Annotated in this window: 21 protein-coding genes; 13 read left to right on the forward strand and 8 right to left on the reverse strand. The window is 72.7% G+C overall.

Features of this window, described 5'->3' with window-relative positions; translation table 11 throughout:
* Positions 1 to 174: 174 nt before the first annotated feature.
* The 5 genes from Sru02f_RS11140 to Sru02f_RS11160 form a co-directional block, all read right to left on the reverse strand.
* The gene (locus Sru02f_RS11140; RefSeq protein ID WP_109034124.1) at positions 175 to 915 is read right to left on the reverse strand and encodes an FAD:protein FMN transferase; all 741 of its coding nucleotides are present in this window, start codon (positions 913 to 915) and stop codon (positions 175 to 177) included.
* 55 nt (positions 916 to 970) lie between these two features.
* A complete protein-coding gene (locus Sru02f_RS11145) occupies positions 971 to 1,768 on the reverse strand; it encodes an FMN-binding protein (protein WP_167469720.1) in 798 nt (265 codons plus the stop codon).
* Positions 1,769 to 1,795: 27 nt separating this feature from the next.
* Positions 1,796 to 3,178 (reverse strand): ferredoxin reductase family protein, encoded by a 1,383-nt coding sequence (locus tag Sru02f_RS11150; protein WP_174855168.1) that lies wholly within the window; start codon positions 3,176 to 3,178, stop codon positions 1,796 to 1,798.
* An 88-nt stretch (positions 3,179 to 3,266) separates the two neighbouring features.
* Entirely contained in the window at positions 3,267 to 3,983 is a 717-nt protein-coding gene (locus tag Sru02f_RS11155; protein ID WP_109033710.1) for a L,D-transpeptidase family protein, read from the reverse strand.
* 3 nt (positions 3,984 to 3,986) lie between these two features.
* Positions 3,987 to 4,574, reverse strand: coding sequence for a pyridoxamine 5'-phosphate oxidase family protein (locus Sru02f_RS11160; protein WP_109033711.1), 588 nt, complete (start codon positions 4,572 to 4,574; stop codon positions 3,987 to 3,989).
* A 119-nt stretch (positions 4,575 to 4,693) separates the two neighbouring features.
* On the opposite strand from Sru02f_RS11160, the gene argH reads away from it, so the two are divergent.
* The 4 genes from argH to Sru02f_RS11180 all read left to right on the forward strand — a co-directional run bounded on the left by argH (position 4,694) and on the right by Sru02f_RS11180 (position 9,418).
* Positions 4,694 to 6,121 carry an argininosuccinate lyase gene (gene argH / locus Sru02f_RS11165; RefSeq protein ID WP_109033712.1) on the forward strand — a complete coding sequence of 476 codons (1,428 nt, stop codon included), beginning with the start codon at positions 4,694 to 4,696 and terminating at the stop codon, positions 6,119 to 6,121.
* 149 nt (positions 6,122 to 6,270) lie between these two features.
* Positions 6,271 to 7,242: an aldo/keto reductase gene (locus tag Sru02f_RS11170; protein ID WP_109033713.1), complete on the forward strand. Its 972-nt coding sequence runs from the start codon at positions 6,271 to 6,273 to the stop codon at positions 7,240 to 7,242.
* Positions 7,243 to 7,337: 95 nt separating this feature from the next.
* A complete protein-coding gene (locus Sru02f_RS11175) occupies positions 7,338 to 7,889 on the forward strand; it encodes a TetR/AcrR family transcriptional regulator (RefSeq protein ID WP_174855169.1) in 552 nt (183 codons plus the stop codon).
* Positions 7,886 to 9,418, forward strand: a complete 1,533-nt coding sequence (locus tag Sru02f_RS11180; protein ID WP_109033715.1) for an MFS transporter — start codon at positions 7,886 to 7,888, stop codon at positions 9,416 to 9,418. Before Sru02f_RS11175 ends, Sru02f_RS11180 begins: the two co-directional genes overlap by 4 nt.
* Before the next feature lie 99 nt (positions 9,419 to 9,517).
* On the opposite strand, the gene Sru02f_RS11185 is transcribed toward Sru02f_RS11180, so the two are convergent.
* On the reverse strand, positions 9,518 to 10,189 hold the full coding sequence (locus tag Sru02f_RS11185) for a lysophospholipid acyltransferase family protein (protein WP_007447704.1): 672 nt from the start codon (positions 10,187 to 10,189) through the stop codon (positions 9,518 to 9,520).
* A gap of 375 nt (positions 10,190 to 10,564) precedes the next feature.
* Between Sru02f_RS11185 and Sru02f_RS11190 the strand changes: the two genes are divergently transcribed.
* The 3 genes from Sru02f_RS11190 (at position 10,565) to Sru02f_RS11200 (ending at position 12,859) form a co-directional block, all read left to right on the forward strand.
* Positions 10,565 to 11,728: a glycerophosphodiester phosphodiesterase gene (locus tag Sru02f_RS11190; protein WP_109033716.1), complete on the forward strand. Its 1,164-nt coding sequence runs from the start codon at positions 10,565 to 10,567 to the stop codon at positions 11,726 to 11,728.
* A 75-nt stretch (positions 11,729 to 11,803) separates the two neighbouring features.
* Positions 11,804 to 12,304, forward strand: a complete 501-nt coding sequence (locus Sru02f_RS11195) for a sigma-70 family RNA polymerase sigma factor (protein ID WP_109033717.1) — start codon at positions 11,804 to 11,806, stop codon at positions 12,302 to 12,304.
* A gap of 57 nt (positions 12,305 to 12,361) precedes the next feature.
* A complete protein-coding gene (locus Sru02f_RS11200; protein ID WP_109033718.1) occupies positions 12,362 to 12,859 on the forward strand; it encodes a GNAT family N-acetyltransferase in 498 nt (165 codons plus the stop codon).
* Positions 12,860 to 12,922: 63 nt separating this feature from the next.
* Here Sru02f_RS11200 and Sru02f_RS11205 read toward each other — a convergent pair whose 3' ends face one another.
* Together Sru02f_RS11205 and Sru02f_RS11210 are read right to left on the reverse strand one after the other, a co-directional pair.
* On the reverse strand, positions 12,923 to 13,339 hold the full coding sequence (locus Sru02f_RS11205) for a hypothetical protein (RefSeq protein ID WP_003977262.1): 417 nt from the start codon (positions 13,337 to 13,339) through the stop codon (positions 12,923 to 12,925).
* Between the two features lies 1 nt (position 13,340).
* Positions 13,341 to 13,700 carry a hypothetical protein gene (locus Sru02f_RS11210; RefSeq protein ID WP_003977263.1) on the reverse strand — a complete coding sequence of 120 codons (360 nt, stop codon included), beginning with the start codon at positions 13,698 to 13,700 and terminating at the stop codon, positions 13,341 to 13,343.
* 105 nt (positions 13,701 to 13,805) lie between these two features.
* On the opposite strand from Sru02f_RS11210, the gene Sru02f_RS11215 reads away from it, so the two are divergent.
* The 6 genes from Sru02f_RS11215 (at position 13,806) to cbiE (ending at position 19,734) form a co-directional block, all read left to right on the forward strand.
* Complete coding sequence (locus tag Sru02f_RS11215; RefSeq protein WP_109033719.1) at positions 13,806 to 14,456, forward strand: HAD family hydrolase; 651 nt, start codon at positions 13,806 to 13,808, stop codon at positions 14,454 to 14,456.
* A gap of 424 nt (positions 14,457 to 14,880) precedes the next feature.
* Positions 14,881 to 15,954, forward strand: coding sequence for a methionine ABC transporter ATP-binding protein (locus tag Sru02f_RS11220; RefSeq protein ID WP_167469721.1), 1,074 nt, complete (start codon positions 14,881 to 14,883; stop codon positions 15,952 to 15,954).
* Positions 15,951 to 16,688: a methionine ABC transporter permease gene (locus Sru02f_RS11225; protein ID WP_003977266.1), complete on the forward strand. Its 738-nt coding sequence runs from the start codon at positions 15,951 to 15,953 to the stop codon at positions 16,686 to 16,688. The genes Sru02f_RS11220 and Sru02f_RS11225 overlap by 4 nt, the downstream gene beginning before the upstream one ends.
* Before the next feature lie 65 nt (positions 16,689 to 16,753).
* Positions 16,754 to 17,581 (forward strand): MetQ/NlpA family ABC transporter substrate-binding protein, encoded by an 828-nt coding sequence (locus Sru02f_RS11230; protein WP_109033721.1) that lies wholly within the window; start codon positions 16,754 to 16,756, stop codon positions 17,579 to 17,581.
* Positions 17,582 to 17,751: 170 nt separating this feature from the next.
* On the forward strand, positions 17,752 to 18,390 hold the full coding sequence (locus Sru02f_RS11235; RefSeq protein WP_164278000.1) for a GNAT family N-acetyltransferase: 639 nt from the start codon (positions 17,752 to 17,754) through the stop codon (positions 18,388 to 18,390).
* Between the two features lie 117 nt (positions 18,391 to 18,507).
* Positions 18,508 to 19,734 (forward strand): precorrin-6y C5,15-methyltransferase (decarboxylating) subunit CbiE, encoded by a 1,227-nt coding sequence (cbiE, locus tag Sru02f_RS11240; RefSeq protein WP_109033723.1) that lies wholly within the window; start codon positions 18,508 to 18,510, stop codon positions 19,732 to 19,734.
* The last annotated feature ends 201 nt before the right edge of the window (positions 19,735 to 19,935 follow it).

Below are 19,935 nucleotides of genomic sequence, written 5' to 3' on the forward strand. Positions count from 1 at the left end.
TCCCCGCGCCCCTGAGGGCGTTGCAGTGAGGCGGGCCATAACGTCACCCCCCGGCGCAACCTGCGGGCATTCGTGCCGCCTGGGGCGGCACGGGTGGGCGATGGGGGTACCTCCCAGGCCGTTCAGGCACTGGGGGAGGCACCCGCCAACGCGGGCCAGTGCCACGCCGGTACCTCATCCCAAGCGGGCCCCCAGCCCTCCCGTGCAGCGCACCTCGTCCCCCGCCGTGATCAGCAGCCCCTCGACGCCGGGCAGCGACTCCAGCCACCGCAACCCCTCCCGCGACCCCATCGCGAACGCCGCCGTCGCCCAGCAGTCCGCCCACGTCAGCCGGGACGCCACCACCGTCACGGACAGCAGGTCGGTCACCGCCGAGCGTCCGGTGCGCGGGTCGACGACATGCGCCCCCCGCTCGGCGGAGCCGGACGTCGCCACGGCCAGCTCCGCCACCCCCGCCGCCGAGACGACCGCCGCGAGCCCGCCCGGCCGCAGCGGGTCGGACACACCGACCCGCCAGGGCCGCGCCGCCCCGGGCGTCCCGAGCAGCTGCACGTCCCCGCCCCCGTTGACGCTGACCCCGCTCGCGCCGCATGTCGCCGCGATCCCGCGTGCGGCGCGCTCCACGGCCCAGCCCTTGACGATCCCGGTCGGGTCGAGCCGGCCCCGGTACCGGGTGCTGAACCAGCCGTCGCTCACCCGCTCCGCCTCGGCCGCCAGCTCCAGCACCTCGGCGACCTCCGGCGCGCACGCGGCGACGGTCAGTTCCCCGCGCGCCAGCCGGGAGATCTGGCTGCCGTCCCGGTACGTACTGAACACCTCGTCGACCCGGTGCAGCCCGGCGACCGCCTCGTCCAGTGCCGCCCGTACGGCCGCGGGTTCCCCGCCGCGGACGTCGAAGGAGAAGACGGTCCCCATCGCCTCCTCCGCATGACGCACCGCGGCGGGAGCCTCGGCGGACCCGGTCACGGTGTCAGCCACCGGCCCGGTCCAGCGCCGACTGGAGGGACTGTTTGTACCCCGCGCTGGTGTAGGTGGCGCCGGACACGGCGTCGATGTCGGCGGTGCCCGCGGTGACGGCGGCCCGGTTGAGCCTGGGTACGGCGTCGGCCGTGACCTGGTCGCTGCGGCCGCCCCGGGGCGCCTGGAGGGCCTCGGCGCCGGTGATCCTCCCGCCGCTGACGGTGACCCGGACCTGCACGGGTCCGTACTGGGTCTGCGCGGCGTCCCCGGTGAGCACCTGCGTGCCCTGCCCGGCGCCGCCCGCGCCCCGTCCGCCCTCGCCCGAGCCCGAGCCGCTCGACTCCTGCCCGGCGGGGCCGGCGGCCGCGGCCGCCTTGTCGAGTGCCGACTGGAGGGACTTCCGGTACCCGGCGCTGGTGTAGGTGGCGCCGGACACGGCGTCGATGTCGGCGGTGCCCGCGGTGACGGCGGCCCGGTTGAGCCTGGGTACGGCGTCGGCGGTGATCCGGTCGCTCTGCCCGCCCCTGGGCGCCTGCACGGCCTCGGCCCCGGTGACCCTGCCCTCGCTCACCGTGACCCGGACCTGCACGGGTCCGTACTGGGTCTGCGCGGCGTCACCCGTGAGCGTGCCGGCTCCGGCGCCCCGGCCGCCCTGGGGCGACTGCGCGGCCACGGGCGGTGCCGCGCCGCCCGCCGCCGGGCCGGCGCCCGGGTCGGACGCCGGTTTCAGCGACAGCAGCAGCACGATCCCGGACACGGTGGCGGCCCCGGCGAGCACGGCACGCCGAACGGGGTGGCTTTTCCTCATCTGTCCTGGACTCCCGATGTCCGTCGCTCACATCTCGAACGACTCGTGGTGGATACGGCGAGCGGGGACCCCCGCGCCGCGCAGTGCCTCGTACACCGACTGGGCGAAGCCGGGCGGCCCGCACAGGAAGACGTCGTGGCGCTCGACGTCCGGGATCTTCCGGGCCAGGGTCTCCGCCGAGATGTCCGGGCGCTCCCCGTCCGGGCTGTTGACCGCGTACATCAGCCGGGCCCCCCGCTCGTCGGCGATCCCGGCCAGCTCGTCCCAGAGCGCCAGGTCCTGGGTGCTGTTGGCCCGGTAGAGCAGCGTGATGTCGCCGGACGCGCCGGGCAGCGTCTCGAACAGCGCCCGCATCGGCGTGATCCCCACCCCGCCGGCCACCAGCAGCACCTTGCCGCGGCTGCGGCGCTGGGCGGTCAGGGCGCCGTACGGGCCCTCCGCCCACACCCGGGTGCCCGGGGTCAGCTCACGGAGCCGGGCGCTGTGGTCGCCGATCGCCTTCACGGTGATCCGCAGCATGTCCGGGCGCGGTGCCGCCGACAGCGAGTACGGGTGCGAGCTGAACCGCATGCCGGGCGCCAGGAACCGCCAGCGGAAGAACTGACCCGCCTCCGCGCCCATCCGGTGCAGCCGGCGCCCGCCGATGAGCACCGACACGATGCCGGGCGTCTCCTCGATCACCGCCTCCACCCGCATCCGGTGCCGCAGGTTGAGCCGGAGGGGCGTCAGCACCCGGTACCAGAGCAGCAGCGCGGTCACCGAGCCGTACAGCACGTACCAGACCGTCCCGGCGACCGGCTCGACGGCGAAGTCGTTGCCGGTGGTCAGCTGGTGCCAGAAGGTCAGGAACACCGCCGCGTAGGTGAGCAGGTGCACGTGGTACCAGGCGTCGTACGGGATCCGGCGGCGGATGGGGCCGACGGACAGGAGCCCGATGACGACCAGCAGGCCGGTGCCGATGGCGGCCTTGCCCATGTCGGGCAGCTGGTTCACGGAGTCGACCGTCTGCGCGACGACGTCGCCGAGGCCCCGGCCGGCCTGCGCCGCGTAGCCCCACATGATCAGGAAGACGTGGGCCAGGACCAGGCAGAGGGTGTAGCGGCCGGTCATGGCGTGCCAGCGGGCGACCCGGTCGGAACCGACGCGCCGCTCCAGCGCAGGCACCCGCGCCATCTGGAGGACCACGAGCGCCATCAGGTACCCGGCGAGCAGGCCGGTGATCCGGCCGGCGCCGAGGATCCTGCCGGTGTCGTCGGAGATGGCGGGCGTGTTGCGCCACCACAGCCACAACACGCCCGCCGCGCCCGCCCACACGGCGAGCAGCAGGGGGACGGCGGGGGAGCGGCGCGGACGGATGCGCCGCATCGTCTGACGGCGGGCGGCACGGCCGCCGGCGAGCGTGGTGGTCACGGTTCCTCCGTGGGGACTTGACCCTTGGCCCACAGATACGCGCCGTGCCGGTCGAGCGTTCAGCCCGTACCGGCGATGCCGCCCGCGTTCAGTACCGGGTGACCGCCGTCGGCCCGCCCGAGGTGCCGATCGCGATGTGCGGGCGCTCCGCCGGATCGGCCCACCGCAGGATCCGCCGCATCGCCTCCTTCGGCACCGACACGCATCCGGCCGTCGCCCCGCGCCCGTCGACGTGCAGGAAGATGCCCGCGCCGCGGCCGCGCACCGGGCGGTCGTAGTTGAAGCCGACGACCAGGGCGTGCGCGTACTGAGCCGAGTAGGTGATCAGGTGCTCGGCCTCGGCGGCGTCGCAGTCGGCGGGGCGCGGCTCGGTCCAGCGGTTGTAGGCGGGGGAGGCGTTGTCCTGGCACCACCAGGAGTCCTCGTGGACCGGCCGGTACCGGTACGCCGTGCCGCGCGGTGCCGCCTCGATGCCGAAGGCGTACGGCAGGTCGTACAGCCCGGTCGGCGTGGTGTTCGTGCCCTGGACGCGCGTCGCCCCTTCGATGAGCCCGCCGGAGCCGAAGCGGGCCGGCGCGGAGCCGGCCGCCACCCAGCGACCGCGGTCCCCGCCCTCGCGGTCCCACCAGGTGATGGTGCCGGTGGTCGAGCCGGTGTCCGGTGCGACGGCGGTGATCAGCTGGGTGCCGCCGCCGGTGTCCGCCATCCGGTCCGGCAGCGGCCGGGGAGCCGACCCGTCGGCGGGGGCGGCGCCGAGCAGGAGGAGGGAGGCGGACACGAGGACGGCGACGACACCGGGGCGCATGGGTCAGACGGTAGAGGGAGGCAGCGGCAACGGCAGCCCGGGGAGGCCGTCGATGCTGGAGGCGATGTGCTCCTTCTTGGTGAAGTACGCGCTGAGCGAGGCGTCGTCCTCCCGCGCGAACCGCTTGCCGTGCAGGTCCCGGTCGCTCTCGTACGCCATGAAGGGAACGGCGTACCCGCAGGTGTCCCGGACGAGTTCGGCGCTCACGACGATCACGGCGCGCAGTCCGTGCACGGTGGGGTCGATGTCCGGGAAGTGGGTGAGCAGCTCGGGGAAGCGGGGGTCGTCGCGGAAGACCGGTTCGCCCCGGCCGTGCACCCGCACGATGTTCGGGGGGCCCTGGAAGGCGCACCACATCAGGGTGATCCGCCCGTTCTCCCGCAGGTGGGCGATGGTCTCCGCGTTGGAACCCGCGAAGTCGAGGTAGGCCACGGTCAGTTCGTCGAGCACCGCGAAGCAGCCCGTGAGGCCCTTGGGGGACAGGTTGACCGTGCCGTCGCCGGCCAGGGGAGCGGTGGCGGTGAAGAAGAGGGGCTGCGCCTCGATGAAGGCGCGGAGTCTGCCGTCTATGCGCTCGTAAGTCTTTCCCATGTCTAACGATTATGCGGGAGCGGGACGCCGGTGGCGGCGGTAACCTGCAAGATTGACGAAACATGCAGAGTTCTGCATACTCATGCATGACAGTGATCGTACGGTGAGGAGCGACCCAAGTGAGCAGCAACAGCGGTGACGTCCGGCTCTGGGGCGGCCGTTTCGCCGACGGTCCCGCCGAGGCCCTGGCGAAGCTGTCCGCGTCCGTCCACTTCGACTGGCGGCTCGCGCCCTACGACATCGCCGGTTCGCGCGCCCACGCGCGCGTGCTGCACAAGGCGGGCCTGCTCACCGAGGACGAGCTGACCCGGATGATCGCCGGACTGGACCGGCTGGAGGCGGACGTCGCCGACGGCTCCTTCACCGGCACCATCGCCGACGAGGACGTCCACACGGCCCTGGAGCGCGGGCTGCTGGAGCGCCTCGGCCCCGACCTCGGCGGCAAGCTGCGCGCCGGGCGCTCCCGCAACGACCAGGTGGCGACCCTCTTCCGGATGTACCTGCGGGACCACGCCCGGACCGTCGGCTCGCTGATCGCCGACCTCCAGGACGCGCTGGTTGGCCTCGCCGAGGCCCACCCGGACGTGGCCATGCCCGGCCGCACCCACCTCCAGCACGCCCAGCCGGTGCTCTTCGCCCACCACGTCCTCGCCCACGCCCAGGCGCTGGGCCGGGACGCGGAGCGGCTGCGCCAGTGGGACGAGCGCACGGCCGTCTCCCCGTACGGCTCGGGCGCGCTCGCGGGCAGCAGCCTCGGCCTCGACCCGGAGGCCGTCGCCCGCGACCTGGGCTTCGAGCACGGCAGCGCCGGCAACTCCATCGACGGGACGGCCTCGCGCGACTTCGTCGCCGAGTTCGCCTTCATCACCGCCATGATCGGCGTCAACGTCTCCCGGATCGCCGAGGAGATCATCATCTGGAACACGAAGGAGTTCTCCTTCGTCACCCTCCACGACGCCTTCTCCACCGGCTCCTCGATCATGCCGCAGAAGAAGAACCCCGACATCGCCGAGCTGGCCCGCGGCAAGTCCGGGCGGCTGATCGGCAACCTGACCGGCCTGATGGCGACCCTCAAGGCGCTCCCGCTCGCGTACAACCGCGACCTCCAGGAGGACAAGGAGCCGGTCTTCGACTCCATCGACCAGCTGGAGGTCCTGCTCCCCGCCTTCACCGGCATGATGGCCACCCTCACCGTGCACCGCGAGCGGATGGAGGAGCTGGCCCCGGCCGGGTTCTCGCTCGCCACCGACATCGCCGAGTGGCTGGTCAAGCAGGGTGTGCCGTTCCGCGTCGCGCACGAGGTGGCCGGCGAGTGCGTCAAGGTCGCCGAGGCCGACGGCAAGGAGCTGGACGAGCTGACCGACGAGCAGTTCGCCAAGATCTCCGAGCACCTCACCCCCGAGGTCCGCACCGTCCTCAACGTCCCCGGCGCCCTCGCCTCCCGCGACGGCCGCGGCGGTACGGCGCCCGGCGCGGTCGCCGTCCAGCTCGCCGAGGTCAAGGCGGACGTGGCGGCCCAGCACGCCTGGGCGGACGCCAAGAAGTAGCGGCAGGCCGCGCCGGCAAGCGGCGGCAGGCAGCAGCAGCCGGTGTGTCCGAGGGGCATCGCGGTTACGTTGGTCAACAGCTCAACAGCTCAACAGCTCAACAGCTCAGCAGCTCAACAGCTCCAGCAGTCGACCGAACGGAGTCCGCGATGCCCTTCGCCCGCCTGGCCGCGGCGACCACCCCCACCTGTCACATCGGGCTGGGACTCGCCGCCGTCGGCCGCCCCGGCTACATCAACCTCGGCCGCGACCGGGACCTGCCGGCCGACCGGACCGTCGAGGCGTTGCGCGAACGCACCCACGACCTCCTGGACGCCGCCTACGCGCAGGGCGTCCGCTACTTCGACGCGGCCCGCTCCTACGGCCGTTCGGAGGAGTTCCTGGCCGGCTGGCTCCGGGACCGCCCCGACGTCGACGACGTGGTGGTCGGCAGCAAGTGGGGCTACACCTACACGGCCGACTGGTCCACCGAGGCCGAGCGGCACGAGGTCAAGGACCACGGCGTCGCCACCTACGACCGGCAGCGCGCCGAGACCGACGCCCTGCTCGGCGACCGGCTCGACCTGTACCAGATCCACTCGCTCACCCCGGACAGCCCGGCCCTCACCGACAAGGAGCTGCACGCCAGGCTGGCCGAGGCCGCCGCGCAGGGCAGCACCGTCGGCTTCTCCACCAGCGGCCCCGCCCAGGCCGACGCCATCCGCGCCGCGCTCGCCGTGACCGTCGACGGCGAGCCCCTCTTCCGCACCGTCCAGTCGACGTTCAACGCGCTGGACACCTCCGCCGGACCCGCGCTGGCCGAGGCGCACCAGGCCGGGCTCACCGTGATCGTCAAGGAGGGCATGGCCAACGGCCGCCTCGCGGAGCCGCACGCTCCCGGCGTCCTGAAGGCCGTCGCCGAGGAGACGGCCCTGGGCTGCGACGCGGTCGCCCTCGCCCTGGTCCTGCGGCAGCCCTGGGCCGGTGTGGTCCTGTCCGGCGCGGCGACGGTCAACCAGCTCGGCTCCAACCTGCACGCCGCCGTGGTCGACCTCGACGACGACCAGGTGGCGCGCCTCGGCGCACTCGCCGAGGACCCGCACGTCTACTGGGAGCGCCGCGGGCAGCTGCCCTGGCACTGAGAGCGCCGACCCGCTGAACCCGTGACCGCCCCGAGAGGTGAGTCACGCATGCCCGACATGAGACAAGATTGTCTCATGTGGGTTATCGTTGTCTCATGGCCGTCGATCGAGAACAGGTACTGCGCAGCGCCGCGGCCCTGCTGACCCGGAAGTCCACCGCGACCATGGACGAGGTCGCCAGGGCCGCCGGCCTCAGCCGGGCCACGCTGCACCGGCACTTCGCCGGGCGCGACGCCCTCGTCCGGGCGCTGGAGTCGCTGGGCATCGCCGAGTGCGAGGCCGCCCTCGCGGCGGCCCGCACCGACGAGGGCCCGGCGGCCGACGCGGTGCGCCGGCTGGTCCGCGAGATGGAACCCTCCGCCGGTCTGCTCGCCTTCCTCTACACCGAGAACCAGCTGTTCGAGGGCGAGGAGCAGAACGAGGGCTGGGCCCGCATCGACACCGGGCTCACCGAGCTGTTCCGCAGGGGTCAGGAGGGCGGCGAGTTCCGCATCGACCTCACGCCCGCCTGGCTCACCGAGGCGCTGTACGGCCTGCTGGCCTCCGGCGCCTGGGCGGTGGCCGAGGGCCGCGTGGCCCGCAACGACTTCACCCACATGATCGTCGAGCTGCTGCTCGGCGGCGCACTCCGGAGAGAGGAACCATGAACCGCACCCTGCAGCCGGTCCACCCGACCGAGGCGGTGAAGCGCCCCGGCCGCTGGCTGGCGCTGTCCGTCCTGGTGCTGGCCGTGCTGCTGGTGGCCGTCGACGCGACCGTCCTCGGTCTCGCGACCCCCTACATCAGCGAGGACCTGGCACCCTCCGGCACCCAGCTGCTCTGGATCGGCGACGTCTACTCCTTCGTCATCGCCGGTCTGCTGGTCTCCATGGGCAGCCTCGGCGACCGCATCGGCCGCAAGCGCATCCTGCTCGTCGGCGCCACGGCGTTCGGCGCGATCTCCGTCCTCAACGCCTACGCGCACAGCCCCGAGGTGATGATCCTCGCCCGGGCCCTGCTCGGCGTCGCGGGCGCCACCCTGATGCCGGCCACCCTGGCCCTGATCCGCAACCTCTTCCACGACCCGCGCGAACGCAGCCTCGCCGTCGGCATCTGGGGCGCGGCCGCCTCCGCCGGTGCGGCGGTCGGCCCGGTGGTCGGCGGGTTCCTGCTGGAGCACTTCTGGTGGGGCTCCGTCTTCCTGATCAACCTGCCCGTGATGGCCGTCCTGGTCGTCGTCGGCGTGAAGATGCTGCCCGAGTCCCGCAACCCGAACCCGGGCCCCTGGGATCTGCTCAGCGTCGTCCTCTCCCTGGTCGGCATGGTCGGAGTCGTGTACGCGGTCAAGGAGACCGCCGCCCACGGGTTCGCCTGGCCCACGCTCGTCGCGGGGCTGCTGGGCGCCGCCGCGCTCTACGGCTTCGTCCGCCGCCAGCTGACCATGCCGGTCCCGCTGCTCGACATGCGGCTGTTCCGCAACCGCGGCTTCAGCGGCGCGGTCCTGGCCGACCTGCTGACCATCCTGGGCCTGTCGGGGCTGGTGTTCTTCCTCTCCCAGTACCTGCAACTCGTCCAGGGCAGGCGGCCCTTCGAAGCGGGCCTGGCCGAACTGCCCGCGGCCGTCGGCGCGGTGGTCGCCGGTCTGATCGCCGGCCGCGCGGCCCGGCGCTTCTCGGTCCGTGCCGTGGTCGCCGGCGGACTCGCCGCCGTCGGTCTCGCGCTCGCCGCGCTGACCGTCATCGGCCAGCACACGGGCTACCCGCTGCTCGGAGCGGCCCTGCTGGTCGTCGGCCTCGGCGCGGGCTTCGCGTTCACCGTCACCGCCGACGTGATCCTCTCCAGCGTCCCCGGTGAACAGGCGGGCGCCGCCTCCGCGGTCTCCGAGACGGCGTACGAACTCGGCGCCGCGCTCGGCATCGCGGTGCTCGGCTCCATCGTGACCGGCGTCTACCGCGACTTCACCGGGCCCGCGGGCACCCCGGACGCCGCCCACGAGTCACTGGGCGGCGCGGTGGAGGCCGCCGCCCACCTCCCCGGCCCCGCCGGCGAGGCGCTCCTCGACTCCGCCCGGCAGGCCTTCGTCGACGGCCTGACCCTCGCGGCGGGCGTAGGCGCCGCCGTGCTCCTGGCCGCCGCCGCGGCGTCCTGGTACCTGCTGCGCGGCCAGCGCCTGGAGGACGGGGTGGAACACCCGTAGCCCCGGGGCCGGAACACCCGTAGTTCAGGGGCGTGGAAACGCGACACGGCGGACCGCTCACCGAGCGGTCCGCCGTATCGCGTACGCCGGTCGGCGGCGCTACGCCGCCTTCGCCTTGCTCGCGTACATGTCCACGTACTCCTGGCCCGACAGCCGCATGACCTCCGTCATCACCGAGTCGGTCACCGCCCGCAGCACATAGCGGTCGCGGTCCATGCCCTCGTAGCGGGAGAACTCCATCGCCTCGCCGAAGCGGACCGTGACCCGGCCCGGCCGCGGCAGACCGGCGCCGCCCGGCTGGAGCTTGTCGGTGCCGATGACGGCGAACGGGACGACCGGGGCGCCCGTCATCAGGGTGAGCCGGGCGATACCGGTGCGGCCGCGGTAGAGGCGGCCGTCGGGGGAGCGGGTGCCCTCCGGGTAGATGCCGAAGACGTGGCCCTCCTCCAGGATGCGGCGGCCGGTCATCAGGGCCGCCACCCCGCCCCGGCCGCCGTCCCGGTCGACCGGGACCATGCCGACCCCGGTGAAGAACCACGCCATCAGCCGGCCCTTGAGGCCCTTGCCGGTGACGTACTCGTCCTTGCCGATGAAGAAGACCTGCCGGTCGCAGGTCAGGGGCATGATCACCGAATCGATGAAGGTGAGGTGGTTGCCGGCCAGGATCACCGGACCGTCGCCCGGGATGTTCTCCACACCCTCCACCCGTGTGCGGAACATCAGGCGCATGATCGGACCGAGCACTGCCTTGATGAACACGAAGCGGGACAACGTGGCCCTCCGGTGTCGGGGATGCGGTATGAGTCTGTGCAGGTGAGGACATTACTCGCGGCCCGGGGGATCACGCACCCCGGGTCACCCGGGGCCGGCGCGGCATCGACGCGAAATTGACGCGTGTTCACCGGACACGGCCCGGATCGAAGCACACACGGCACCCGGGCCGCGTGAGGCGCGCCGCCCGGGCGACGCCACCGGGCCCATGTCCTTTCGCCTACCCCGGCGTGCCGCCGCCAAGCCGACGCCACGTCAGCCGCCGCCGCACACGACATCCCCCCGCACCCGCGTGTTCCGGCCGCGGTCTCCCGCTCGTCATGTACGCGCCCCTACGATCGGCCCGCACGGGACGGTCAACGGCAGGAGGGCCCCATGGGAACGCAGGAGTCGGACGAGCGGGCGGGCGGCACCGGACGGCGGGCGCTCCTCGGCGCGGCGGTGCTCGGCGCGGGCGGCGCCGTACTGGGCGTGCCCGGCACGGCGAGCGCCGCGGGCACCCGGCACGGCGGCGGGGTGCGGAGCCTGCCCGTCCCGACCGTCATCGGACACCGGGGCGCCAGCGGCTACCGCCCCGAGCACACCTTCGGCTCCTACGAACTGGCCCTCGACCTCGGCGCCGACATCGTCGAGGCCGGTGACCTGGTCCCCACGAGGGACGGCCACCTCGTCTGCCGGCACGAACCGGAGATCGGCGGCACCACGGACATCGCCGACCACCGGGAGTTCGCCGACCGCAAGCGCACCAAACTGCTCGACGGGGTGTCCACCACCGGCTGGTTCACCGAGGACTTCACGCTCGCCGAGCTGAAGACGCTCCGCGCCACCGAACGCATCCCGGCCAACCGCCCGCACAACACCCTCTACGACGGCCGCTGGGAGATCCCCACCTTCGAGGAGGTGCTGCGCTGGCAGAACGAGCAGACCCGCAGGCGCGGCAAGCAGGTCTGGATCTACCCCGAGCTGAAGCACCCCACCTACTTCCGCAAGCTGGGTCTCGGCACGGAGGAGCGCCTGGCCCGGCTGCTGCGCAAGTACGGCAAGGACCGCAAGAACTCGCCCGTCATCATCCAGTCCTTCGAGCCCACCAGCATCCAGCGGATGAGCAGGCTGGTCCGCAACCCCCTCGCCGTTCTGCTGTCCGGCGCGAACAGCCGCCCCTGGGACTTCGTCGAGACCGGCGACCCGCGCACCACGGCCGACCTCGTCACGCCCAAGGGGCTGAAGGAGATCGCCTCCTACGCGCAGGGCATCGGCCCGACCCTGGACCTGATCATCCCGAAGGACTCCGCGGGGCGGCTCACCGAGCCGACGACGCTCGTCCGCGACGCGCACCGCGCGGGCCTGGTCCTGCACCCCTACACGATGCGCAACGAGAACCCCTTCCTGCCCGCGGACTTCCGCAGGGGCGGCGACCCCGACGCCTACGGCGACGTATTCGGCGCGTTCCGGACGTACTTCGCCACCGGTATCGACGGCATCTTCACCGACAACCCGGACACGGGCGTGCTGGCGCGCGAGGACTACGTCAACGACTGAGCGACCGCCCCCGGTTGGGGTGAACCTCCGGCCGCCCGGGCAACCCGCCGCCCGGGCGGCCGCGTCGATGTGCATATGACGCACGACCTGGTCACCTCCCTGCGCCCGCTGCTCACCGCCGAGGCCTCGGCCGAGGCATATGCGTCCGGAGCCGAGCCCGGCGACCTGGAACAAGCCGTCTGGCTGCGCCTGCTGGAACGCCTGGAGGCCGACGGCCCGCCCCCGGACCCGCACCGCTGGCTGCGCAGCGCCGTGCGCACCGAGGCCCGCCGCACCCGCCGCAGGGCCCGTCACGAGCGGCCGTACGGGACCGAACCCGCCGGTGTCGCCGGGTACGCGTACGAGCCGGAGCGGCTCGCGCTCACCGCGGCCCGGCACCGCGCCCTGCGCGAGGCCGTGCGCCGGCTGCCGGGGCGCTGCCCCCGGCTGATCGAGGCCCTGTTGTCGCCCAGGGACCTCACATACCGGGAAATCGCGGGGGAGTTGGGTATCTCACAGGGCAGTCTTGGTCCGGAACGCTCCCGATGTCTGGGATGTCTGCGTCGATTGCTGACGCCGGAGGTTGCGGCCGGCTGAGGACGGGGATAGGAGTGGGGGACCACAGGTGATCAGGTGAGCGGGAGGCATGCGCACATGGGCATGAGCGTGACCATCTCGGCGGCGACCGAACAGGATGCCGAGCAGATCTTCCGGCTGCAGTACCTCTGCTTCCAGAGCGAGGCGGCGCTGTACGCCAACTACCGCATCGACCCGCTCGTCCAGACCCTGGACTCCGTGCGCCAGGAGGTCGCCGCCGACTGCGTCTTCGTGGCGCGGCTCGGCGACGAGGTCGTCGGCTCGGTGCGGGGGCGGGTGACCGAGGACGGGGCGGCGTCCATCGGCAAGCTCTGCGTCCATCCCCGCCTCCAGGGGCACGGCATCGGGGCCCGGCTGCTGCGGGCCGCCGAGTCCAGCCTGGGCGGGGAGCGCGGCGCCAAGCGGTTCCGGCTGCACACCGGGCACCGCAGCGAGAGCAACCTGCGGCTCTACCGCCGGGTCGGCTACGAGACGGTCGGGACGGCCGAGGGCGCCGACGGCGTACCCATGATCGTCCTGGAGAAGCCGGCCGGGACGTACGCGACCACGGCCTGAGGGTCCTGGCCCGAAGCGCGCGTCCCGGGGGCGACCGCCCTACGGCCGCCGGGCCCGCGACCGCTACGCGGTGCGGGCCCGGCGCAGCCAGTACAGGGCCGACAGCGGCAGCAGCACGGGAATGAAGAGGTACCCCATCCCGTAGTCCGACCACACGGTCGCGTCGGCGAAGGCGGACGGCTCCACCAGTGTCCAGGTGCCGACGGTCAGCACCCCCACCAACTCGGCGGCGCAGCACACCTGCGCGGCCTTGCGGGCCGTCTCGCCGCCGCGCACCAGGGTGTACGTGATGAACCCGTAGACGACGCCCGCGAGGGCCGACAGCGAGTAGGCGAGCGGGGCCCGGTCGAACTCGGTCGCGATCTGGTACGCGGACCGCGACACCGCGCCGACGACCATCACGCCGTACAGCCACACCAGCAGGATGCCGGGCCCGCCGATCAGCCGCTGCCCGGCCCGCTTCTCCTCCGTGGCCACCACGTCAGCCTCCCCAGATGTCGAACAGCCGCACCTCGAGGACGGCGAGGACGACACCGCCGGCCGCGACCGTCACCGAGCCCCAGCGGGTGCGCTCGGCCAGCGACATGAACCCCGCAGCCGGCACACACGCGAAGGCACCCAGCAGATACGCCACGAAGATCGTCGTGCCCTGCTCCGGGTCCTCGCCCCGCGCCAGCTGCACGATCCCGACCACCAGCTGGATCAGCGCCAGCGCCGAGACCGCGGCCATGCCGATGAAGTGCCAGTCCTTCGTCGGCTGGTCACGGTAGGCGGCCCAGCCGCACCAAGCGGCCAGCAGCAGTGCGGCGACGCCGGTCACCAGCGTCAGGACGTCAAGCATGGCAGCGAGCCTATTACGGCCGAAAAGGGCCGCGGTCCCCGGGCCCGCAGGGCCGCGGTCCCCGGCCCCGTAGGGTCGCGGTCCCGGCCCGTAGGGTCGGGGGGCATGAAGCTCCACGCACAAGCCCTCCTGTTCGACAACGACGGCACCCTCGTCTCCTCCCTGGAATCCGTGCGCCGCTGCTGGACGCGCTGGGCCGTCGAGTACGGGATCACCGCCGAGCAGTTCGGGCAGGTGGAACTGCACGGGCGGCCGGCCGCCGAGATAGCCGCCGACCTGCTGCCCACCGCGAGGGTCGCCGAGGCCGTCGCGCGGATCGAACAGCTGGAGGTCGAGGACGTGCCGGGCGGGGGCGTGCACCTGCTGCCCGGCACCCGCGCGTTCCTCGACGCGCTCCCGGCCGACCGCTGGGCCGTCGTCACCTCCGCCACCCGCCGCCTCGCCGAGGCCCGCCTCGACGCCGTCGGCATCCTGCCCAAGACCCTCGTGGCCGCCGACGACATCACCCGCGGCAAGCCCGACCCCGAGCCCTACCTGCTCGGCGCCCGCGCCCTGGGCGTCGACCCGGCCGACTGCGTCGTCTTCGAGGACGCCCCCGCCGGGCTCCAGGCCGGCCGGGCCGCCGGGATGCGGACCGTGGCGTTGGCCACAACCCACCGGGCCGACGAACTCGACGCCGACCTCGTCGTCACCGACCTCTCGGCCTTGTCGGCACTGGCCACCGAGGGCGGAGTCGAGATCACCGTCCGGGGCTGATCCGCGCCCGCCGCGACCGTCCGTCGTCCACCGCTGTCCAGTATCCGGACAGCGGTCTCCGGCCAGGGGCATACGTCTGCTTTACTGATCGGCATGAGCACCACGAGCGACCGCACCCCTGCGACCGAGGCGACCACGACGCCCGGTGCTCGTTGTATGTGCCGCCGAATGTGCGCCTTCTAGAGGGCCCCCGCACCACCTGAGTCTCGCGCCCCGAAGCGAGCGCCCCCTCGTGCCCGCCCGCGCCCCACGCGCACGCGGCCGAGCCACGCCCCGCGCACGTTTCTCCCCGGTCCCACCGCCGTGGCGCACCGCCACCGCGAGAACCGTGCCGCGTTCCGAAGGGCCCCGAGAACCCGAAGAACAACGCCCCGTGCCCGGCGCACACCACCGCGCCGCGCACTCGACAGTGACGGAAACCCACGTGATCACCACATCGGGCCTCACCAAGGTCTATCGTTCACGCGGCCGTGAGGTCACCGCCCTGGACGGCGTCGACCTGCACGTCCGCGAGGGCGAGGTGTACGGCGTCATCGGCCAGTCCGGCGCCGGCAAGTCCTCGCTCATCCGCTGCGTCAACCTCCTGGAGCGCCCCACCGCCGGCACGGTCACCGTCGCGGGAGCGGACCTCACCGCGCTGGCCGGCCGCGGCCCCCGCGCGGGCCGGGAACTGCGGCAGGCGCGCAGCCGCATCGGCATGGTCTTCCAGCACTTCAACCTGCTCTCCTCGCGGACCGTCCAGGACAACGTCGAACTACCGCTGGAAATCCTCGGCAAGTCCGGGAAGGAACGTTCCCGCAAGGCGCTGGAGCTGCTCGACCTCGTCGGTCTCGCCGACAAGGCCAAGGCCTACCCCGCCCAGCTCTCCGGCGGCCAGAAGCAGCGCGTCGGCATCGCCCGCGCCCTGGCCGGCGACCCCAAGGTCCTGCTCTCCGACGAGGCCACCAGCGCTCTCGACCCGGAGACCACCCGCTCCATCCTCCAGCTGCTGCGCGACCTGAACCGGCAGCTCGGACTGACGGTCCTGCTCATCACCCACGAGATGGACGTCGTCAAGAGCATCTGCGACTCGGCCGCACTCATGGACCGGGGCCGCGTCGTCGAGTCCGGCACGGTCGGCGAACTGCTCGCCACTCCGGGCTCCGAGCTGGCCGCCGCGCTCTTCCCGGTCGGCGGCGAGGCGTCCGGCGACGACCGCACCGTCCTCGACGTGACCTTCCACGGCGAGGCCGCCACCCAGCCCGTCATCTCCCAGCTCTCGCGCACCTACAACATCGACATATCGATCCTGGGCGCCGCCATCGACACCGTCGGCGGCCTCCAGATCGGCCGGATGCGCATCGAACTGCCCGGACGCTACGAGGACAACGTCGTGCCCGTCGGCTTCCTGCGCGAACAGGGTCTCCAGATCGACGTGGTGAACGAGACGCCGGGGACGCCGGAGACGCCGACGACACCGGCCCAGTCGGCTTCGCTGGTGAAGGAAGGTGCCAAGTGACCTGGTCGCAGATGCAGCCGCTGCTGGAGCAGGCGTCCTGGGAGACCCTGATCATGGTCGGCTGGTCCACCCTGATCGCCGTCGTCGTCGGTCTGCCGCTCGGCGTGCTCCTCGTCCTCACCGACCGGGGCGGCCTGCTGCAGAACGTCGTGGTCAACAAGGTCATCGGGCAGATCGTGAACATCGGCCGCTCGATGCCGTTCATCATCCTCATGGTCGCGCTGATGAGCTTCACCCGCTGGGTCACCGGCACCACCATCGGCAGCGAGGCCGCCATCGTGCCGCTCGCCATCGGCGGCATCCCGTTCTTCGCGCGGCTCGTCGAGACCGCCGTGCGCGAGGTCGACGGAGGGCTCGTCGAGGCCGTCCAGTCCATGGGCGGCAACACCTGGACCATCGTCCGCAAGGTGCTGGTCCCCGAGGCGCTCCCGTCGCTGATCGCCAGCACCACCACCACCGTCATCGCCCTCATCGGCTACTCCGCCATGGCGGGCACCGTCGGCGGCGGCGGCCTCGGCGACCTCGCCGTCCGCTACGGCTACCAGCGCTTCGAACCCGACTTCATGTGGATCACCGTCGCGCTCCTCGCCGTCGCCATCTCGCTCATCCAGTTCGCCGGCGACTACGCGGCCCGCACCCTGCACCGCCGCGGCGGACGCGGCGGAGCCGCACCCAGGCTCCGGCTGCTCAGGGCCAAGGAGCCCGCCGCGGCCGACGTCGGCAAGGTCGCCTGACCGCGTCCCCACAGACTCCCCGCCGTACCGGGCGGGGCCGCACCACCTCAGGAAAGGCACTTTTCGTGCGTAACACCGCCAAGTTCACCACCGCCGTCCTCGCCGCCGGAGCCCTCACCCTCGGGCTGACCGCCTGCGGCTCCGACAAGGACTCCGCCTCCGACACCTCGGGACCGCTGGTCGTCGCCGCGAGCCCCACCCCGCACGCCGAGATCCTCGACTACGTCAAGGACAACCTGGCCAAGGACGCGGGCCTCGACCTCGAGGTCAAGGAGTTCACCGACTACGTCACGCCGAACACGGCGACGGAGGACGGCTCCGTGGGGGCCAACTACTTCCAGACCCAGCCCTACCTCGACGAGTTCAACAACAAGAACGGCACCCACATCGTGTCCGTCGTCGACGTGCACCTGGAGCCCCTGGGCCTCTACTCCCACAAGGTGAAGAAGGCCGACGACCTGAAGAGCGGTGCGACCGTCGCCGTCCCCAACGACACCGTCAACGAGGGCCGCGCGCTGCAGCTGCTCGCCGCCAACGGGATCATCACCCTCAAGGACGGCGTCGGCACCGCGGCGACCCCCTCGGACATCACCGAGAACCCGAAGAAGCTGGAGTTCAAGGAGCTGGAGGCGGCCCAGACCCCGCGCTCCCTGGACGACGTGGACGCCGCGGTCGTCAACGGCAACTACGCCATCGAGGCCGACCTGAAGCCCGCCCAGGACGCCCTCGTCCTGGAGAGCGCCAAGGGCAACCCGAACAGCAACCTCCTCGCCGTCAAGGAGGGCCACGAGGACGACCCGCGGGTCAAGAAGCTCGCGAAGCTCCTCAACTCGCCCGAGGTGAAGAAGTTCATCGAGGACAAGTACGCCGGCGCGGTCCTGCCCTCCTTCTGAGCCTCCGGCCGAGGCTCCCTCCGGTCCGCCGTCCGGGCCGGACACCGCGCCACCCACCGGGTCCGCTCCGTGCACACGGGGCGGACCCGGTGGTGTGGTTGAGTGCTTTCATGCTGCATGCTGGGCAGTTCGAGCAGGCCCTGACGGTTACACAGGTTACGGAGCGGCGCATGACGAGCACCTTCCCCAACATCTCCATCAGCACGGAGCGGTTGGTGCTGCGCCCCCTCGACGAGGACGACGTCCCCGCACTGGCCGCGATGATGAACGACGAGCAGGTCGCCGCCTGGACCCACGTCCCCCAGCCCTTCACCGAGGACAACGCCGCCACCTGGATCGGCGACCACGCCCCCGCCGAGCGCACCGCGGGCCGGGGACTCGACCTCGCCGTCACCGAGTTCCTCACCCAGCGACTGGTCGGCGTCGTCCAGCTGACCAAGACCAACTGGCACGTACGCTCCACCGAACTCTCCTACATAGTCGCCCCCTGGGCCCGGGGTGAGGGGTACGCGTCCGAGGCGGCGCTCGCCACCGCCCAGTGGCTCTTCGGCGACCAGAAGTTCGAACGCGTCGAGCTGCGCACCGCGGCCGACAACACCGCCTCCCAGCAGGTCGCCCAGAAGATCGGCTGCATCAGCGAGGGGGTGCTGCGCGGCGCCTGCATAGCGAGGGCACGCACCGACGACGGCGTCTGGACGGACGTCCGCACCGACTTCATCGTGTGGAGCCTGCTGCCGGAGGACCTCGAGGGCGCCACCGGACAGCTGACCGACCCCAACGGTTTCACCACCTTCACCGACTGGAACTGATACACGAGGGGCGACCCGCGCCACCACCCCGGACCAGGCCGCACCGGATACCCCCACGGGGCGCGCCCGCGACGGTTCCACGACCACGACCTGCGAAAACCCTGGAGACTGACGACGATGGCCGACCGGGTCACGGTGATCGGCTGGGACGGCTCGCCGCTGACCGCCGCGGCACGCTCCGCGCTGGGCGCCGCCACCCTGGTGGCCGGCGCAGCCCACCACCTGGCACTGCCCGAGGTACCGCCCGCCGCCGAACGCATCCGCCTCGGCAGCGTCGCCCTGGCCGCCCGCCGCCTCGCCGCGCACCGCGGCACGACGGTGGTGCTGGCCGACGGCGACCCCGGCTTCTTCGGCGTCGTACGCACCCTGCGGGCCCCCGAGTTCGGCCTGGAGGTGGAGGTCGTCCCCGCCGTCTCCTCCGTGGCCGCCGCCTTCGCCCGTGCCGGGATGCCCTGGGACGACGCCCAGGTGGTCGTCGCCCACCCCCGCACCCTGCGACGCGCCGTGAACGTGTGCCGCGCCCACACCAAGGTCGCGGTCCTCACCTCACCGGGCGCCGGACCGGCCGAACTCGGTCTGCTGATGGAGGGCGTCCACCGCACCTTCGTCATCTGCGAGGAACTCGGGACCACCCGCGAACGCGTCACCGTCGTCACCTCCGACAAGGCAGCCGACCACACCTGGCGCGACCCGAACGTCGTCATCGTGGCCGGCGGCAGCGCAGGACCGTCCACCGCTGGCGACGGCACCGGCTGGATCACCGGCCGCGACCCCGCCACCGGACCGCGCGGCTGGTCCCTGCCCGCCGCGGTGTACGGCGGTGACCTGGGCGAGGGCGAGGCCGACCTGCTGCGCACCGCCCAACTCGCCCGCCTCGGGCCCCGCCTCGGCGACCTGGTCTGGGACATCGGCTGCGGCAGCGGCGCCTTCGCCACCGAGGCCGCCCGCGCCGGCGCCGCCGTCATCGCGGTCGACCGGGACCGGGACGCCTGCGCCCGTACCGAGGCCACCGCACGGCACTTCGGCGTACAGCTCCAGACCGTGCACGGCAACGCGCCCCACGTCCTGGAGGACCTCCCCGAACCGGACGTCGTCCGGGTCGGCGGCGGGGGAGCGGCCGTGGTCTCCGCGGTCGCCGACCGCCGCCCGCAGCGCATCGTCGCGCACGCCGCGACCCGCGACGCGGCCGAACTCGTGGGCAGGGACCTCACGGAGCACGGGTACCGCGTCGAGTGCTCCCTGCTGCAGTCCGTCGGGCTCGACACCCGGGCCTGGACGGAAACGGAGCGGAGCGTCGCGTTCCTGCTCAGCGGAGAGATCGTGCGGCGCGAGGCACCCCGCTGAGGACCGACGAGGACCGCGCCCCGTGATCGGTTGTTCATACCGCGCGGGGTAGGCTGGCGGATTGTTGTACCGCATGCGGACACCCGGCAGTTCGTCAGTCGATGTCCGTAAAAACCCGCACCTTCGGAGGTGGGTGTGGTACGGCAGAACCGGAGGACGCGCAACGTGGCGCAGTCCACAGCGGGCCGTCGCGGATCAAGC

Origin of the sequence: Streptomyces rubrogriseus (assembly GCF_027947575.1) — a bacterium.
GTDB lineage: Bacteria > Actinomycetota > Actinomycetes > Streptomycetales > Streptomycetaceae > Streptomyces > Streptomyces rubrogriseus.

Coding starts and splice junctions, on each gene's coding strand:
- Sru02f_RS11140 (WP_109034124.1), bottom strand. CDS start 915: ATGGGGACCGTCTTCTCCTTCGACGTCCGCGGCGGGGAACCCGCGGCC.
- Sru02f_RS11145 (WP_167469720.1), bottom strand. CDS start 1,768: ATGAGGAAAAGCCACCCCGTTCGGCGTGCCGTGCTCGCCGGGGCCGCC.
- Sru02f_RS11155 (WP_109033710.1), bottom strand. CDS start 3,983: ATGCGCCCCGGTGTCGTCGCCGTCCTCGTGTCCGCCTCCCTCCTCCTG.
- Sru02f_RS11160 (WP_109033711.1), bottom strand. CDS start 4,574: ATGGGAAAGACTTACGAGCGCATAGACGGCAGACTCCGCGCCTTCATC.
- Sru02f_RS11170 (WP_109033713.1), top strand. CDS start 6,271: ATGCCCTTCGCCCGCCTGGCCGCGGCGACCACCCCCACCTGTCACATC.
- Sru02f_RS11175 (WP_174855169.1), top strand. CDS start 7,338: ATGGCCGTCGATCGAGAACAGGTACTGCGCAGCGCCGCGGCCCTGCTG.
- Sru02f_RS11180 (WP_109033715.1), top strand. CDS start 7,886: ATGAACCGCACCCTGCAGCCGGTCCACCCGACCGAGGCGGTGAAGCGC.
- Sru02f_RS11190 (WP_109033716.1), top strand. CDS start 10,565: ATGGGAACGCAGGAGTCGGACGAGCGGGCGGGCGGCACCGGACGGCGG.
- Sru02f_RS11195 (WP_109033717.1), top strand. CDS start 11,804: ATGACGCACGACCTGGTCACCTCCCTGCGCCCGCTGCTCACCGCCGAG.
- Sru02f_RS11200 (WP_109033718.1), top strand. CDS start 12,362: ATGGGCATGAGCGTGACCATCTCGGCGGCGACCGAACAGGATGCCGAG.
- Sru02f_RS11210 (WP_003977263.1), bottom strand. CDS start 13,700: ATGCTTGACGTCCTGACGCTGGTGACCGGCGTCGCCGCACTGCTGCTG.
- Sru02f_RS11215 (WP_109033719.1), top strand. CDS start 13,806: ATGAAGCTCCACGCACAAGCCCTCCTGTTCGACAACGACGGCACCCTC.
- Sru02f_RS11235 (WP_164278000.1), top strand. CDS start 17,752: ATGACGAGCACCTTCCCCAACATCTCCATCAGCACGGAGCGGTTGGTG.
- cbiE (WP_109033723.1), top strand. CDS start 18,508: ATGGCCGACCGGGTCACGGTGATCGGCTGGGACGGCTCGCCGCTGACC.